12 protein-coding genes are annotated in these 16,474 nt (G+C 47.3%); 7 read left to right on the top strand and 5 right to left on the bottom strand.

Annotated elements, in window-relative coordinates; genetic code table 11:
• Nucleotides 1-89 precede the first annotated feature (89 nt).
• Nucleotides 90-1,370: a 2-hydroxycarboxylate transporter family protein gene (locus PGW97_RS08960; protein ID WP_047885363.1), complete on the bottom strand. Its 1,281-nt coding sequence runs from the start codon at nucleotides 1,368-1,370 to the stop codon at nucleotides 90-92.
• Nucleotides 1,371-1,903: 533 nt separating this feature from the next.
• Between PGW97_RS08960 and PGW97_RS08955 the strand changes: the two genes are divergently transcribed.
• Nucleotides 1,904-2,185 carry a hypothetical protein gene (locus PGW97_RS08955; protein ID WP_273857126.1) on the top strand — a complete coding sequence of 94 codons (282 nt, stop codon included), beginning with the start codon at nucleotides 1,904-1,906 and terminating at the stop codon, nucleotides 2,183-2,185.
• A 1,118-nt stretch (nucleotides 2,186-3,303) separates the two neighbouring features.
• Complete coding sequence (locus PGW97_RS08950; protein WP_273857125.1) at nucleotides 3,304-3,828, top strand: hypothetical protein; 525 nt, start codon at nucleotides 3,304-3,306, stop codon at nucleotides 3,826-3,828.
• Nucleotides 3,829-3,961: 133 nt separating this feature from the next.
• Here PGW97_RS08950 and PGW97_RS08945 read toward each other — a convergent pair whose 3' ends face one another.
• Nucleotides 3,962-4,141, bottom strand: a complete 180-nt coding sequence (locus tag PGW97_RS08945; protein ID WP_047885366.1) for a hypothetical protein — start codon at nucleotides 4,139-4,141, stop codon at nucleotides 3,962-3,964.
• 309 nt (nucleotides 4,142-4,450) lie between these two features.
• Here PGW97_RS08945 and PGW97_RS08940 point away from each other — a divergent pair, with 309 nt between their 5' ends.
• Both PGW97_RS08940 and PGW97_RS08935 read left to right on the top strand, forming a co-directional pair.
• Nucleotides 4,451-5,374 (top strand): esterase/lipase family protein, encoded by a 924-nt coding sequence (locus PGW97_RS08940; protein ID WP_273859653.1) that lies wholly within the window; start codon nucleotides 4,451-4,453, stop codon nucleotides 5,372-5,374.
• 11 nt (nucleotides 5,375-5,385) lie between these two features.
• A complete protein-coding gene (locus tag PGW97_RS08935; protein WP_273857124.1) occupies nucleotides 5,386-6,612 on the top strand; it encodes a lipase secretion chaperone in 1,227 nt (408 codons plus the stop codon).
• A gap of 234 nt (nucleotides 6,613-6,846) precedes the next feature.
• On the opposite strand, the gene PGW97_RS08930 is transcribed toward PGW97_RS08935, so the two are convergent.
• Nucleotides 6,847-7,218, bottom strand: coding sequence for a hypothetical protein (locus tag PGW97_RS08930; protein ID WP_047885367.1), 372 nt, complete (start codon nucleotides 7,216-7,218; stop codon nucleotides 6,847-6,849).
• 272 nt (nucleotides 7,219-7,490) lie between these two features.
• On the opposite strand from PGW97_RS08930, the gene PGW97_RS25190 reads away from it, so the two are divergent.
• Nucleotides 7,491-8,351: a glutathione peroxidase gene (locus tag PGW97_RS25190; protein WP_415720699.1), complete on the top strand. Its 861-nt coding sequence runs from the start codon at nucleotides 7,491-7,493 to the stop codon at nucleotides 8,349-8,351.
• A 111-nt stretch (nucleotides 8,352-8,462) separates the two neighbouring features.
• Here PGW97_RS25190 and PGW97_RS08920 read toward each other — a convergent pair whose 3' ends face one another.
• Nucleotides 8,463-10,310 (bottom strand): bifunctional metallophosphatase/5'-nucleotidase, encoded by a 1,848-nt coding sequence (locus PGW97_RS08920; protein ID WP_273857123.1) that lies wholly within the window; start codon nucleotides 10,308-10,310, stop codon nucleotides 8,463-8,465.
• 313 nt (nucleotides 10,311-10,623) lie between these two features.
• Here PGW97_RS08920 and PGW97_RS08915 point away from each other — a divergent pair, with 313 nt between their 5' ends.
• Both PGW97_RS08915 and PGW97_RS08910 read left to right on the top strand, forming a co-directional pair.
• Entirely contained in the window at nucleotides 10,624-13,206 is a 2,583-nt protein-coding gene (locus PGW97_RS08915) for an ExeM/NucH family extracellular endonuclease (RefSeq protein WP_273857122.1), read from the top strand.
• A gap of 404 nt (nucleotides 13,207-13,610) precedes the next feature.
• Nucleotides 13,611-14,225, top strand: a complete 615-nt coding sequence (locus PGW97_RS08910; protein WP_217391410.1) for a hypothetical protein — start codon at nucleotides 13,611-13,613, stop codon at nucleotides 14,223-14,225.
• Nucleotides 14,226-14,443: 218 nt separating this feature from the next.
• Here PGW97_RS08910 and PGW97_RS08905 read toward each other — a convergent pair whose 3' ends face one another.
• On the bottom strand, nucleotides 14,444-16,426 hold the full coding sequence (locus tag PGW97_RS08905; protein ID WP_273857121.1) for a bifunctional metallophosphatase/5'-nucleotidase: 1,983 nt from the start codon (nucleotides 16,424-16,426) through the stop codon (nucleotides 14,444-14,446).
• Nucleotides 16,427-16,474 lie beyond the last annotated feature (48 nt).

The raw sequence follows: 16,474 nt of genomic DNA, 5'->3' as shown, positions 1-16,474 counted from the left end.
AGAGCCCGGCATGTCTGGCGCGAAAGCATATTGCTGCTGAGTTTGCTTGTTGCAGCAAAGATTTCTGCTCTCAGAGTTCTTGATGCCGTTTACAGCAATTCGAGAATCATGGTTGCCAGAATCAGCATGAAAGCACCGCCGATACGGGATGAAATCTGAGCAAACGGCATCAGCTCCATACGCTTACTGGCTGCCAGTACCGCTACGTCACCCGTACCACCCATGTTAGCCATACACAGGCCAGCAGTGATAGAAGCTTCGATTGGGTTAAAGCCCATCAGACGACCGATGATGGCGGTACCGACTACGGCACCCAGTACAGTTGCGAATACCATCAGGAAGTAAACCAGTGTCAGCGAATCAAGAATCTGGTTCAGGTCAGTGTAAGCAACGCCGATACCAACCAGTAGCGCCGGTGTCAGGTTGTCGACCACGAACTTATACCAACCGTGTGCTGCACGTTCCAGTTCACGAGGCATCAGACCTGCCACTTTAACCAGTGCCACGAAAATGATCATCAGTGCGTAAGTGTGCATGCTGATCACCGTGCTCAGCATTGAGCCAACGTAGTACATAGTGATCGCCATCAGTGCACCGATACCCAGCACATTGATAGAAATTGGCTGCTCGTTTTCTTCTTCCGCTTTTGGTTCCGCAGCGCCGCGCATTAGCTGGCCGTTACCGGTCAGAGACGGGAACATGTTACCGACTTTATCCAGCATACCTGCCATCACGATGGCCAGAGCATTACCAATGGCCAGTGCCGGTACCATTTTAGACATCAGCATCTCTGCTGACATGCCTGTGTTACCAGACATAATTTCAACCAGTGGAACCGCACCTGCACCCATGCCGCCACCCATAATTGGCAGAGCAATAAGCATGACTGAGTCCATGAAGCCGTGGCCCAGTAGTGAACCGGCAATACCGGCAAACAGGAAGGCAACGGCAACACCACCTAAAATCACCGGGATGTATTTCAGGGCTGCTTTTTTCAGGACGTTTGTGTCCATACCCAGAATAGAACCGGTTACCAGGCTGGCAATGAAGAAAGAAAGGAAGCCACCGCCTTTAACAAAAGAAGTGATGGATTCTGCGGTTTCTTGCGGAATCAGGCCACTGTGGAAAATGTAGGATGAGCCAAAAATAATGACAATGGCACCGCCACCGAAGAATTGGTTAACGATCGGTGTTTTGTCACCGGCAACGTTCAGAATATAACCCACGACGGCCATAATACCGATTGCACCGATAATTCCTGTTGGCATATTGTTCTGAACTGTTGCCAGAAGGATCACCGCTGCAGACAGCGCAAAGATGATGTTCATCATGCGTTTGTCTTTTAAAGACATGGTGTTATTGGAAAACATAGTTCACCTGTGTAATTCATTGTTGTGATTTCGGGGGTAGTTTAACAACTTGTACACAGGCAGAAATTGAGAACTTCAATTATGTAACTATGTCGCACTTTCGTAACTTTTGTAACCTTGGGTTGGATAATTATCTGGTTATTAAGCGAAAAATTGCGGTTATTTTTGACTTATTTTTATACTATGCCGTATTAAGTTTATGTTGATAAGAGCTAAAAGCGAGATATTGGTTAGTAAACTTAGCTTATAGAATTTAATGAACCTACAATCATTTTTGAGATGCTTGATAAGTAGAACTTGAAAGTGATTTGTAGGAAGAAGAGGTTGCTGAGTGCGAGAATTTCAATCTCTAAACGGCCTTATTACCAGTCCATTGTAATTCATGCTACATATTTGAGCAGAATGCAACTCCCCCCAAGGTTAAATTTCAGTTTATTTGGCTTGTTTTTCAAACTTTATAGAGATAACCTTAGCGCGATCGGAATAAGTGTGCTGTGTCATATTGGTTGAGTTGCTATCAAGGATTGATATAAATGGTAAAATATTGGCTATCTTGCCTTGTCTTCCTATTTCTTTTCAGTAGTAAATCATTTTCTGACGAATCAGAAAATGTACCTAATAAAATAATTACTTTGGAATATATGGGGATAAATGGTGAGCATTTTGAGTGGTATAAGGATGGCGTTGAAGTCGTTTGGAACCCCCATGCACCCAAGTCAAATATTGATTCAGAACCCAATTTTTTCGGGTGGCTTTACATCAGTCATTTTAGCCCATCATTTTTAAAAGAAAATCAGAGTGTTACGATTAGATGAAAAAACGTACTTAAAACAGAGCTATCAACTAAGCCAGCTGCACCCTATGCATTTTTATATAATAGCGGAGGGGCGAACTTATTCCCTTCAGAGTTTCATTTATATGAAAGAAACCCAATACGGTTGTACGTATATGGTTACGAGAAAATAGAGAGAAACACTACGTCAGAAAAGTCTTTCGTTTATGCTGAGCGTTTGGAATATACTATTGATGTTTTTATGAATATAACGGTTGGCGTTGAGTTGGATTACTACCAAAAGATGAAAATTTGATTGGTAGACTTTTCTTCAAGTCAAGCATGAAAACTTCTATCAAAGAAATTTTTGTTGTCAGATTCGTAGGACTGGTAAATACCACGTTATGTGTAAAGTACAATTATTTCACATTGAAGAGGCTACAGAAGCGTGGTGTCAGACTAAATAAAAAATAAAGCTAATTATTTTTTGTGCAATATATAATCTATTTGGGGTGTTAATAAACCGCGTTGTATGATTTTTGGGAAATTTCTGAGGTTAATCGCTGCTTTCTTGGCAGTATTAATGTTGAAGTGGCTAAATAATAGACTCAATTATTCAATGTCTTATGAAAGCCCTGGGGCTTGTGTGGATTTTTCTTGATAGAGTTTAGTGTATATGCTGCTATCACCTCAAAAGTCGTTGCTGCCAGTGTCTACCCCACATAATTTTTGTGAAAGTTAGAGTGATACTTTACTCTTCTCGATCTTGTTTTGTTTGAAACTGACGTTAGACCAATGCGGACAATGCATGTCAAGTCAGATCAACAACATGACTTAACCATATAGAGTCCGGAAAGTTGATTTGAGTCTATTGCAATATTATTTTTAAGATTTTTTGTCCAGTTGTGTGCCTTATTGCTGCTTTCTATTCCAGTAAAAATGCAATAAATACAATTGTTTGACTGTTAGATTGCAACCTGTGTCGAGGCAGAGTTGAAGAATAAAACGCCAAACAAATACAATTAAATATAAAATTAATGGTGAAATCCTGTTTGGAGTGTGGACAATACTCCGCGGCTAAAACGTATTATCCCTTCCGGCACCAGCATGGTGCTCGCTCAATCAAACGATAAAAAACAACGATAGACAGGTACACCTTACGTGGTTTTCACGAACGCGCAACTCACAACGATTCATCATGCTCTGACGAAAGGGGCTGTATGTTTAGATGATCACCTGGTACAGGGTGTGCTGGTGTATGTCGAAAGTATGGTGATTAGCCACGGTATTGAGCGGTTCGATTATCTGGAGCTGTCGCAGCTTCAGAATCCGTGTGCGTATATTCGAATGCGGTCATTACAGCCTATCAACTTTTTTAATGACTGTGATGAACCGGATGTTGAAAGGGTATGTCGCGACCAGAATTTTAAACCCATTACGCTGCAGGTGTGTTATCCGGTTTATTATCCCAATGCTGATCCTGAACCTGAATGGCAAACCTATGCCAGATATGAGCGTGCGCAGGTCATCGAGGCGATCAACACGATGCTAAGCCTGCTCTGTGATCAGCAGTTCACAAGTTGTCGTCGTTGTCAGTGCTATTTACCCACGGGTTTTATGACCAATGGAAAATGCCGATATTGCTGTGTTGACCAGCGTCGTCATCGTGAAGTCAATCACCGGTAGGTCATGACAGAATGGCGTCTTATGGCGCTGTTAATGCCATAGGCGATACAGCCCCCGCATCTCATCTTGACGGACGATAGCTTGCTTCCCAGGTATATACAGACAACGTTGTACTATTAACCACGACTGATGACTACGACTGATAGGTCGCTTCAAGATTTCGCTGCATGATTTCCAGCTGCGCAAGCAGAGAAGGAACCTCTTGCGTTTTACCTCTTGAAATAGCCTGGCGAATTTTCTTCTGACAGGAACGAACACGACTGATGTAGTGTTTTCTGGCAAAAATCTTTCTTAGCCCGATTGCTTGGTCCATCACTTGCTCCTTAGCGACATTTGTACTTTTTTATTTAGTATTACCTAGTTTAAAAAAAGAATTGTCGGATTTATGTCAAAATTTTATTGCAACTAATGGCATATTGATGGGATATGGCTCGGTATCTACTTTTGCGTGACCTGTCTTATTGAGAGTTACATCAAAATGTTGATATGGAGCCAGAGTTCACAGTTATTCATTCAGCTTAAATGTTCCCGTGATTGCACGTTATTTGTTCATCTACCTTTTAAAAGCGTCTGTAATTAAAAGGAAAATAACGTGAAACTTAAAACAATCATCATCTCTGCCATGTTGGCAGGTAGTGTTGCCTCTGCCCCCGTTTTTGCGTCAGCCAGCGCATCCTCATTGGAACTATCTGGTTATACCGCAACGAAATACCCTATTGTGTTGGTTCATGGCTTATTTGGCTTTGATAGTCTGGCTGGCGTCGATTATTTCTACGGCATTCCCCATTCGTTGACCAAAGATGGTGCGGCTGTATTTGTTGCACAGGTATCAGCAACAAACAGTACAGAAGCCAGGGGGGAGCAACTATTAGCGCAGGTCGAAAATCTGCTGGCCGCGACCGGATCAGAGAAGGTCAACCTGATCGGCCATAGTCACGGTGGCCCAACGGCCCGGTATGTGGCGTCTGTACGCCCGGATCTTGTTGCGTCGGTCACCAGTGTGGGTGGCGTTCATAAAGGATCTCGTGTGGCGGATGTGCTTAGAGGGGCTGTGCCGCCGGGCTCTATATCAGAAGGCGTTGCTGTAAAAATGGCTGAAGGATTGACTACCTTAATTGGGTTGTTGTCAGGCGGCCATAATCTTGAGCAAGATCCTCTGGCTTCACTGGAGGCGCTGACAACTGCTGGATCACTGGCGTTTAATCGTGACTATCCGGAAGGCGTACCTACCAGCGATTGTGGTGATGGCCAATTTCTGGCTGACAATGGGGTGTATTACTACTCCTGGACGGGATCTGCAACATTTACTAATGTGCTTGACCCGACAGATGGAGCCATGACGATGCTCGGCTGGGTGTTTGATGGACCGAGTGACGGGCTGGTTGGGGTGTGTAGTGCGCACTTAGGCAAAGTCATTCGCGATGATTACAAAATGAATCATCTGGATGAAATCAACGGCCTGTTGGGTATTCATCATCTGTTTGAAACTGATCCGGTGACGTTGTATCGCCAGCATGCAAACCGCCTGAAGTTACAAGGTTTGTAAGGGGGGATGTGATGGTGAAACATCGTCAATCTTTAGGTTGGGGTGGCCGTGTCGGTGAGGCCACCCGAAAACTGGCTGTCAGGCCATCGTATTTGCAGGATTTGGCTTTGAAGAATCGGCATGTGCAGAATCAAGCTGGGAACGCAAAAGCGCAAATTAAGAGCAGGCTTGGGGTGTTGTTATGTGCGGGAGTTGCGGCTTTGTCTTTTGCTGGCTACCAAAGCGCGCTTAACAGCCAGGCTTTATTGCCGTACCAGGCTGAACCTTCTTACGCCCCCGATAACCAGGAAGGCGCCGTTCTTGGTTTTGCTAAGGTAGGAGAAACCTCTGCTGAGACATCTGTAGCAGAAGCCTTGAATCTGCCGGTGGCACAAGTGCCTTCACAGCTTAACACTATGGTTGACACTGCCTCTTACAAGTCTTTGTTTGACTATCTGCTGTCCGGATTGGGTGAGTCGGATCTTACGACGGTTCGCGAGGCTCTCCAGCTATATGTTGACACCACCTTGCCCCCTGAAGCGCTGCCGACAGCAGACGTGATGAGGCTGTTTGATCAATATGTCGCGTACAAAAGGGCGCTGGCAGATATGTCGTTACCCGCTTCCTCTCCGTCGTCGGTCACAGAGCCAATTATTGCCGAAATTGAATCAGTTGATGTTGTGCCCATGAGTACTGAGGCTGTCGGTGTAGACGCTTTGCGCCAGCTTCATCAGCAAATTCTTGACTTGCAGGCGCGCTATTTTACGGGTGATGAGTCTGAGATGTTGTTTGCTGATGAAAACCGCTTGCGTCAGTTGGCTATTGATAAACGGCAAATAGCTTCCTCGGCAATGGATGATGAAGAGGCTGGCGATAGGGCACAAGTGCTGTTGGCTGGTCAGCCGGACTATATTCAGCAGGCTGAGAGAAATGTCAGTCTGGCGTCACAGCTGACATCGGGGCAAGCCCTGCCGGAGCAAGAACGTTATATCTTGCGTTCGGCGCTGGTGGGGGAAGCCGCAGCTGAAAGGCTGGCTGATTTGGATCGGTCCAGAGAAACCTTTAATGATCATCTGACAGCGTATCTGGCGGAACGACAGGAGATGCTTGCTACACAGGGGCTCTCTGAATCGGATAAGCAGCTGCAGATAGGGCGGCTGCGCGAGTCTTCTTTTGCCAGAAAACAGTGGCGAAGGGTACAAGCGCTGGAGCGCCTGCATGACCGTGATAGTCTGGTGAATAGCTCTGTAGCGCCTTGAGTTGTGTGTCTTTGGTTGCCTGCCTGAGTTTCTATTCTGAGTTTTGGGTTATGAATGCTTGGTTTCAGATAAGCAAAGGGGTGAGAACAATTGGAATGAGATACAACAACCAGCGTCAATAAAGACAAACGCCAGGCTACTGCCTGGCGTTCTTTGTCTGCTGACATAAACAGTGTAGGTGTCATGTTTGGGTCTGTTGCTGTGTGACGTGCAAACAGGCCGGCGACAAAACCCTCAGGATTTCTGGGTTGGCTGCAGCAAAGAGCCCAGATAGCGGACAACGTGAGCCGCGTCTTGTGCGGTATGGGTAATCTTCTTGATGATAGCTTCGGCACGTTCTGTGTCATCACCCAGCGCGGAGCGGACTTTTTCATTCATTTCCTGAGCGTGCTCCAGTTTTTGTTTACAGTCTTCAAACAGAGCAGACAGAAACTGGATATCGACCTCACCGCCTTTGATAAACATTTCAGCGGCAAGCTTGTAGACAGTGAAAAACTTTGTCGCCATGTCTTTTTTGCTTGGGTCGCTTTCTTTCGCCCAGTCATTTGCCCAGTCTTTGAAAATAATGGCAATTTCCGGGTTAGGAATGATGTTTACTTGTTGCATCAATGGTGTCCTCAGGCGTTCAGCAAATGGTTGTGGGGCGTCAGTGTACTGGAGGGGGGAGCAAGGTGAAAGTCAGCCAGACCTGACTGTATGAATTATGATCACATTTGTACGGGGCTGCGTATGCCTTGTCAGAGATTCACAAACATTCTGCCGATGAGCCTATCCGTAACTCTGGTATCTGTCACTCGGGTATCAGTATCTCTGGCATCAGAAAATGGGCGTTCGCAGACAGGGCTGGTTGATCAATGATCGTGAGCAGGAGGATGTCGATGAAAATAGGGTTGTTTGAGCAATGCCAATGGTTACTGTTAAGTCAGAGAACTGCACGTACTCACGGACAGTTAGTCAAGCTTGTCAGCGGGCGATTGCTGGAGGGGATGGCACGATTAGGACGTGGTGTATTGGGTTGTACCGTATTGGGGCGTACTGGGCTGGGTTGTAAGGTTCTTGTTTGTACCGTTCTTACGCGTACGATTCTCAGGTGTACTGCTTTATGGCGTCATGTTCTATTTCGTCAGGTTCTATGGCGTCATGCTCTATGGGGTATAGCCTTCAGGTATGGTGCGCTTGGTTCGATTGCAGTGATTTCTGGTGCAGCATTGGCAGAGACGTATTCACCTGCTACTGAAATCCAGCCAAAGATTGAGCAACAGACATGCAGCAAGTTATTGTCCCATCAATTTAAAAAGCTCAATTCGTCAGATGAGATTGACCTGTGCGCTCAGTTCCGTGGCAAGGTGTTGTTGGTCGTGAATACGGCAAGTCAGTGCGGTTACACGCCTCAGTTTGAACAACTGGAAGCACTGCATCAGCGTTATCGTCAGCAAGGGTTGTCTGTCATTGGTTTCCCGTCGAATGATTTCCGGCAGGACAGAGGCAGTGAAGCGGATTCTGCCAAAGTGTGTTATCTCGATTACGGTGTGACCTTCACCATGCTTGAACGCAGCCATGTTACCGGTGAGCAGGCGAACCCGGTTTTCAGGCAACTGGCTAATGACGCAGGTGTTGCTCCAAGCTGGAACTTCTTTAAATACATTGTCGATAGAAATGGTAAAGCCGTGGCCGTATTTTCCAGTCGTACCACGCCGGATGATCCATTGATTGTCGCGACAATAGAAAAGTTGTTGTGAGTGCTGACCCTGTGAAACGGGTATGTGACGTGGCATAACAAACACAGCCGACAAAATTGTCGGCTGTGGGGTAACAGACTGATTGTAAGGGCTAAAACCTGAAATGACAGCTTAAGGCAGCGGTGTGTAGGACTGCACCATCATCTCTGAGGCTGCTGGCTGAGACAGAGGCTGATTGGCAGCGGTCATAGCCTTGATGTAATTAATCAGCGAATCCGTGTACAGCAACCCGGTATCTTCACGACGTGCAGGGTCATTGTACACCGGCACCATTGCGTCATAACGGTCACCGCCAGCGGCGATGAAATCATTGGTTACCACGACATATGTGGCATCCAACTGAATCGGAGACCAGACGCTCTCATTACGTCGGCGAACCTCCACATTGCTGATACGACTGCCTTTAGCGGCTGTCATATCCAGGTCAAAGCGTAGATTTGCAGCGGCCGGAAAAGCGCCGGTGGAATTGTTGACAACCACGTTATCAATCGCATCTTCAATGGTATTGAGGATCTCTTGTCCGGTCATATCCAGATTCACCAACAAGTTGGTAAACGGCAGCACATCGAAGGCGTGGCCGACGCTGACGTCACCGGCAGGGATACTGTTACGAACGCCGCCGGTGTTCTGAATCGCAATATCAGAGCGAAGCGACATGGCTTTAAAAGCTTCTGAGACAATGCTAGCCATGACACTGCCGTGCTGATTGAGGAAATCCCGCTCCGGTGAATTGGCGAGGCAAATATCCCCGTGAGGGTGGTTCTGGCCCGGAACGCGTTCTGCACACAGGTTGTCGAGACTGGTACCGATAATCTCCGCTTTTTTCTCGTCAATTTTAGATTTGTAAGTGTCGAGCAGAGTGGCAGTTGCTACATCTGCGTCAACAAGGCTTAGCTCCGCAGTATTGGCGACCTGAGTCTCGATCAGGGCTTTATCAGCTTCTGAAACCGGTTGTTTGTCGCGCTGGAAAGTATCACCCAGCATCAGGTGAGGGTGACCGCTACATTCGGTAACCTGACCGGCTGCATTGAAGGATACGGACAGTTCTCCCAGTGCTTTAGCATTTTCCCATGCCTGAACAATACATACCTGATCGCCGCTGGCATTATTGACGATAGTTGGGTAATCACCGGAAGGTAATAAACCGAGTGGCTCAAGAACAGTTTTATTTCCCAGTAAGGTATGACTGTCACCGCCCACAATCACATCCACATCGCGCAGAGATTTTGCCATGGCAATATCATTCTTGTAGGTGTAATGAGAGAGCAAAATGATTTTATTGATGCCGTCAGCTTTAAGTTGATCAATATATTTTTGTGCCGTTTCGACTTCATCAAGAAAAACCGTATCTTCCGAAGGAGAAGAGGAGGCCTGTGTTTTTCCTGAGATATCCAGCCCGATAATGGCGACTTTTTCGCCGTTAAATTCTTTGATTACGTATGGCTGGTATTTATTAAAGATCGGGTTGGTTTCCGGTACTTCAATATTTGCAGCCAGCACAGGTGTTCCGCAATTACCTTCAGCCAGTTTATCCATGAAATGGGAAAGCTGTGTATTCCCATCATCGAATTCATGGTTACCCAGAGCGAAAGCGTCGAAACACACCTGATTCATCATCAGGGTATCCGGCAGCTCTTCACGAAACAGGCTGTAATACATGGTGCCAGTCATCGCATCACCAGCGTGAAGTTTGAGGACGTTTTCATGCTGACTGGCTAACTCATTGACTTTAGAAACCAGTCGAGGGAAACCACCCAGTGACACCTGAGTTTCCTTATCCTGCAATAGCAGTGTGAAGTTGTCAGTTGCATCCAGTTTGGAATGATGATCGTTAATGTGCAGTAATGTGAGGTTGAGGGCTTTGCTTTCTTTGGCTTGGGTATCGTCATTATCTGATGAATTACAACCAGTCAGAGCCAGTGCCAGCGAAAGAGCCAGAAGAGATTTCACTTTTTTCATTATTTGTGCAGTCCTGTCCAATTATTTAAATCAGTCAGAAACAGTAGTGGGCATTTTTTTCAAAACTATGAAGCTGCTATTAGAAATCTAATCAGTAATTTGTTCACGAAGGTGTCATGTAATCGATGACAATAATATCAATGCTTATTTTTTGGCTTTTTATACTGAAAAACATACACCATTGTAAAAACGGCAGATTTTTAATTTTTTTAAAAGTAACCAATAATTGTGGCGCACAGCAGATTAGCAAAATGTCATTCTGGCTTCATATGTTAAGCCTAGGATGCTTTTGTATTTTTTAACGGAGTAAAAGATGAGACCTTTAAAACCATTAAGCGGTGCGATTGCACTTGCATTAATGAGTGCGCCGGTGTCGGCACAGCTTATGATTACGGAATATGTCGAGGGTTCCGGTAATAATAAAGCCATTGAACTGACCAACCTGTCAGCGGCAGAGATTAACCTTTCTGACTACAGTCTACAGCTTGCCGTGAACGGGTCAGACACTTTCAGAGCGCCAATCAGCCTGCAACCGGTAACACTGGCTGAAGGCGAGAGTTATGTGGTTTACCACAGCAGTGCGTCGGCAGAGCTAAAAGCGGCCGGGCATTTTGGTACCAGCCAACTGGCATTCAACGGCGACGACGTAGTGGCGTTGTTTGAAAACGGTACACTGATTGACAGTCTGGGCCAGTTGGGCAAGTCGATCAGCTTCGGTAAAGACGTCACATTGCGCCGTGATCCTTCAGTAACCACGGGGCGTACAGAGGTCGACAGCCCATTTGATGTTAATGACCAATGGGTTGTACTGGCAAAAGACACCTTTGACGGGCTGGGATGCAGCGGGCTGGACGCTTGCGAAGCAGAGCCGCCGGTTGTGTTCCAGTGTCAGCCAGATAAAGCGGTGCCGGTGTACGCAGTACAGGGAAGTGGCAATCGCAGCCCGTTAGTGCCCGACGGCCGTTTTGACAGTGAGGAAACTTACTTTGTGCAGGGCATTGTTACCGCTCGTGGCGAAAGCTTGTACAAAGGTTTCTACCTGCAGGATGCCCAGGGCGATGGGGATGAAGCCACCTCTGACGGCATTTTCGTTTATCTGGGCGGCAACCCGGCTCCGACTGAGATTCAGCCCGGCGCGGAAGTGTGCGTCGAAGCGAAGGTGAAAGAGTATTACGGGAACACCCAACTGGACGTACAGGACAATGCATATGCTGTGCTGGGAGAGGGTTACCCGATTCCGTCTCCGGTGCGTTTTCGTGTTCGAGAAGGCGAAACACTGCATGACGCGCTGGAGCGCCATGAAGGAATGCAGGTTCTGCTGGATCAGGACAGTCCGCTGGTAGTGACCCGTAACTTCAGTTTTGATTACGGGTCATACCGTAACAACATGATGCTGGCTCATAATACACCGCTGTACAACCCGACCCACTGGTATGCGGCGGAAACGCAAGAAGCTCTGCAAATGGCGGCGGACAATGCGGTCAGCCGGGTGTATCTGGAATCTGACTTCAAAGCAGCAGACGGTGTGCTGCCATGGTTTGATAACTTCAATCCGGAAACGGGCTATCTGCGAATCGGTGATCAGTTGACGGGGCTGACGGCAATGGTAGGTTACAGCTATGGTGAGTACCGTCTGGTTGCAACGAATCACATTACCAGCGGCGATTTGCTGCGCAACACAGCCAACGAGCGAAATGATGAACCACAGACGGCAGACGTCGACGGCCTGAAAGTCGCTGGCTTCAATGTCTTGAACTATTTCAACTCTTTTGCTGAATCAGGAAATCCGAACGCAACCTGTACGGAAGCCGTGGTTGCACCTGGTGCGAAATGCTATCGCGGAGCACCGACAACTGAAGAGTTTGCGATGCAACAGGCGAAATTGGTTAATGCCATTATTGCAATGGATGCCGATATCGTCACGCTGATGGAGCTGGAGAATAACGGCTTTGACGAAAACAGTGCGCTGCAATCATTGATTCAGGCGCTAAATGATGCGCAGCCAAACAAGAAAGATCATTATCGCTCGGTGAAAGTCCGTAAGTCAGATCTGACGTTTAAAGATGCGCCGGGATTCGAAAACGTTGCCTATTTCGGTGAAGATGCCATCAAAGTTGGCATTATTTACCGTCATCATAAGGTGAAGGCGAAAAATCATGCCCGTCAGATTCAGATGCCTGAACAGCATGCTCCGCTGAATGATGGTGCTACTAAGAGTGCTTATCAGCGTCACGCGATGATGCAGCGCTTTAATATTCCGGGTGCGAAAGATGACCTGACTGTGATTGTGAACCACTTTAAATCTAAGGGTTCCAGCTGTTGGGAAGATGACACGCAGTTTGCTGAAAAAGAAGATGTACAGGGTAGCTGTAATAACTTCCGAGTTTCTGCAGCAAAAGTGCTGGGCGAAGAAATTCGTCACCTGAAAGGAGACGTGCTGGTAATGGGGGATCTGAACTCATACGGAATGGAAGATCCGATCCTGACGCTGACCAGCTTCGATCCTGAAGATCGTGGTGGCAAAATTTATACCGCGTCGCACACAACACTGGGCGGCAAAGAGTATGAAGCGCAAGGGCAGTTGATTGAACGCGGCTATGGCCTGATTAACCTGAAGCATAAAACGGATTACAGTTACAGCTTTGAAGGTGAACTGGGTAGCCTGGATCACGCTCTGGTTACCTCATCGTTGGCGAAGAAAGTGGCAGCGGTCGAAGCATGGCACATTAATGCCCCTGAGAGTAACCTGTTTGAGTACGGCAAGAAGTACACGGGTGAGTTAGAAAAATCTGACAATATCTATTCTTCTTCAGACCATGATCCTATCATTGTGACGCTGGATTACGGCAAACGTGCTCAATGGCCGGGAAAAGGGCATGGTAAAGTCCATCACTGATAGCCCTGAGCAAACCGGGCGATAGGTGAAACGTGCTACAGGTAATTTGAGCAAAGTAGAACGCAAACAGCCAGCATTATGCTGGCTGTTTTTTTATTGAACATGGGAGTTGTACTGACGATTCCTTCCACAAAGGCCGTAGAACAGAGACCGGGATGATCTGCATTCATTGGCATGGTGTAATCCCCATCTTCTGCTGACTCACTCACATCTCGGATGAAAAACCTCTTGATGTTTATATTCTCATCTAAACTTGCCTTATATCACGGGCTTACATAATTTTATCGCCGTAAATGTGACGTCGATCTGCTATTAATTTGACGCTTCACGCACTCTGTTATCAATTGTGTTGCATAATGTGGGGCGAAGTCACTATCTCATTAATAACGACAGGGATGCCAAGAATGAATACATTTGTCCGACCCTTGGTAGGGATGCTATTGGGTTCGACATTTTTTATCGCGACAGCCAGTGCCAATGCACTGGTTGGCGAAATGTATGACTATGAGAGTATTGGCCGTTCGTTCAGCCATCAGTTTGATAAGATTCTGAAGTTCGAATCTCGACTGAATGCGATAAAAAGCAACAAAGTGGCTTTTCTGGATCAGCAGCAAATTGATCGGGTGAACCGGGTGCTGAGGCACATTCGGCAACTCAAGCAAGTTCACAACAAACTGCATAAAGGTAACTATTACTCTGTGGGCAGAGAAATTGTTGATGCCTCGCTGGGTAACCCGAACTGTGAAGTGCACACTATTGCGCTGGCAGCGGCAAAGACGATTCAGGTGTCCTGTACCGGATTAGGTTACGACATTGACAGTGATACCTACTATTCCGAATATGCCTATTCAGATTTCTTTATGACCGAGAAACAGGGCAGTGGACGGGTAGTCGTGACATCCTTTATTGACGGGCGACTATCTCATCTGGAAGAGCAGATCATCGCCGTTGATGATGAAATGGCGCGGGTTTATGCCCCATATCTGCATGATAAGCAGCGGACATACAAAACGCCCTGAGTGAATCTGGCAGGCGTCAGTTAAAAAGAAAGGCTTTCAGATGATGAAAGCCTTTTTTCTTTGGGCGCTATTAGGAATCAGCTCAACAGAGTTGCCTATGCGACAAGTTTTATAAGCTAATTCAAGCGGTTATTCAGTCACTTCCGCATGACTGATTATTGACAAGGAGTCTGTAATCAGAAGCTTGGTAAAAAGCGCCGTGGAATAAACGACTAATCTTAAAGCGCGCGATTCAGGGTGACCACTTCGTAGCTCAGTGGCGTCAAAACCGGTTTCTTATCTGCAATGTAGTCGATCACTGCCTGGGCGTCGGTATTACAGCGGGTATTAGCGGCCTTGCAATCTGGCCCCTGAGTGGCGTAATGCACGTTGTACTTACCGTTTACCGCCTCAATGCGCTGCACTTTAAAGCCCGTCAGCTTACCGTCGACATATGCCAGATCCACCCGGCCTGACTGGTGTTGTTGTGCCGTAAACAGTGGCGTCCAGCCATCATTGCCGCTGGCATTGTAATTATTGATCGCCACATTGTAGGTTTGGTCCGGATTAATGGCTTGCCAGATCGGTTGATCCTCTGTCCCTGTCATGACTTCGACATAATCAACGCGCCCCGCTTTATGCGGTACAGTTTCGGTGAACTGGTAACGAAGATGACCGCCATATGGGAATTTGCCTGCGTGTGAGCCTTCTGGCAGCGTGGCCGTAACAGCACCTTCAATCAGGGTTACCACGTCTTTACCTTTGATTGGTACGACAGACATGAAGTTTGAAAACGGCAGCATTTCAAGTGAGACGTTGCCTTCGCGATATTCACCGGCATCAAAGTTTGTACGGATACCGCCGGCACCAATCAGGGCAAAATCCACTTTCATACCGGTGACGGCCTGAACGGCTGGAAGATTAGCCCAGTAGTATTGACCTTCGGCAATCAGAGGCGCGACATCAGAGCCGTGCTTATCCGTGCCTTTATCACCCGGACGACGCTCGTGTTTGATTTCTTCCGGTACGCGGGAAATCACTTTGCCATACGCTTGCTCAACCGCAGGCTTGTACTTGCTGTCGATCAGCTGACGCATTGCCGCTGCTTCTGCAGCGATAACAAGGTTATCTTCACCTTCAATAAAGGTTTTTACCGTGTTAGCCTCTGTTGCACTGAACTGGCTGGTGGTTTCACGCAAAGGCGAGTGGAAGTAGGTGTCATTACTGAGCAGGGTGTTTTGACCCTTGCAGCTAATCACATTGCCGTCGCGATCGAAACTGACGCTCAGCTGGCCGATAGCCTGTGCGTATTGTCCGGCCTGCACGACACAGGTTTTACTCTGGCCGTTCGGATTGTTCACCATCTGCGCATAGTTGCCACTGTGGTCGTGGCCGATGTTAGTGAAATCACCCAGCAGCGTGTGAGAGTGGCCACCAACAATCAAATCGATTCCGTTAACCTTTGCAGCCACGTCCAGATCCACCGCGTTGCCGATGTGGGTCAGGGCGATGATGTTGCGGATGCCTTTCTCGTGCAGGAAATCAACCGTTGCCTGCGCAGAGGTCACCAGATCATGAAATTCGACTTTGCCGGTGTTAGGCGCCAGATTAGGCATATCATCAAGGGCTAAACCGAATACCGCAACCAGATTGGAATTTGCCGGCAGTTTATCCAGATCTGTCACAGGAGTTTTATTGTAACCGTCATAAGCAAAGACGACAAAAGGTTTCAGATTCGTTTGGTTACGCAGGTCAGGATCCTGACTGGCATCCACATTGGCGGCCAGTACCGGGAAGTTGACCTCGCCGATGAAACGGTTAAGTTTGTCGTTGCTCAGGTCAAATTCATGGTTACCCAGCGCCATCGCATCCAGGCCCATTCGGCTGAGCAAATCGGCGTTCATCATCCCTTCATTCAGCTTGAAATAGCCGCTTCCCTGCCAGGCGTCACCCCCATGCAGAAACAGAAAACTCTGGTTATCAGACGCTGCTGCCTGACGGTATTGTTCTGCCATCGTTTGCAGGCGAGGGTATCCGCCAAATTCGTTGTAGACGCGTAACTCGTTGGCCATGAAACTCGATTTGACCGGATCAAAGTTAGAGTGGGTGTCGTTGATGTGTGCCACAGTCAACGAAAAAGGTGCATCCGATGGTGACTGGGTCTGACAACCGGCCAGAGCGAGAAGTACAGACAAAGAAATGAGAGGCTTTGAAAATGTCATTGTATTACCTATAGCGGCGGGTGTTACCTGAGTTACGGGGATGCCGGC

The sequence above is a fragment of the Photobacterium sp. GSS17 genome, assembly GCF_028621875.1.
Taxonomy (GTDB): domain Bacteria; phylum Pseudomonadota; class Gammaproteobacteria; order Enterobacterales; family Vibrionaceae; genus Photobacterium; species Photobacterium ganghwense.
The sequence above is the reverse complement of the archived record's forward strand: the minus strand, read 5'-3'. Positions and strand labels throughout refer to the sequence as shown.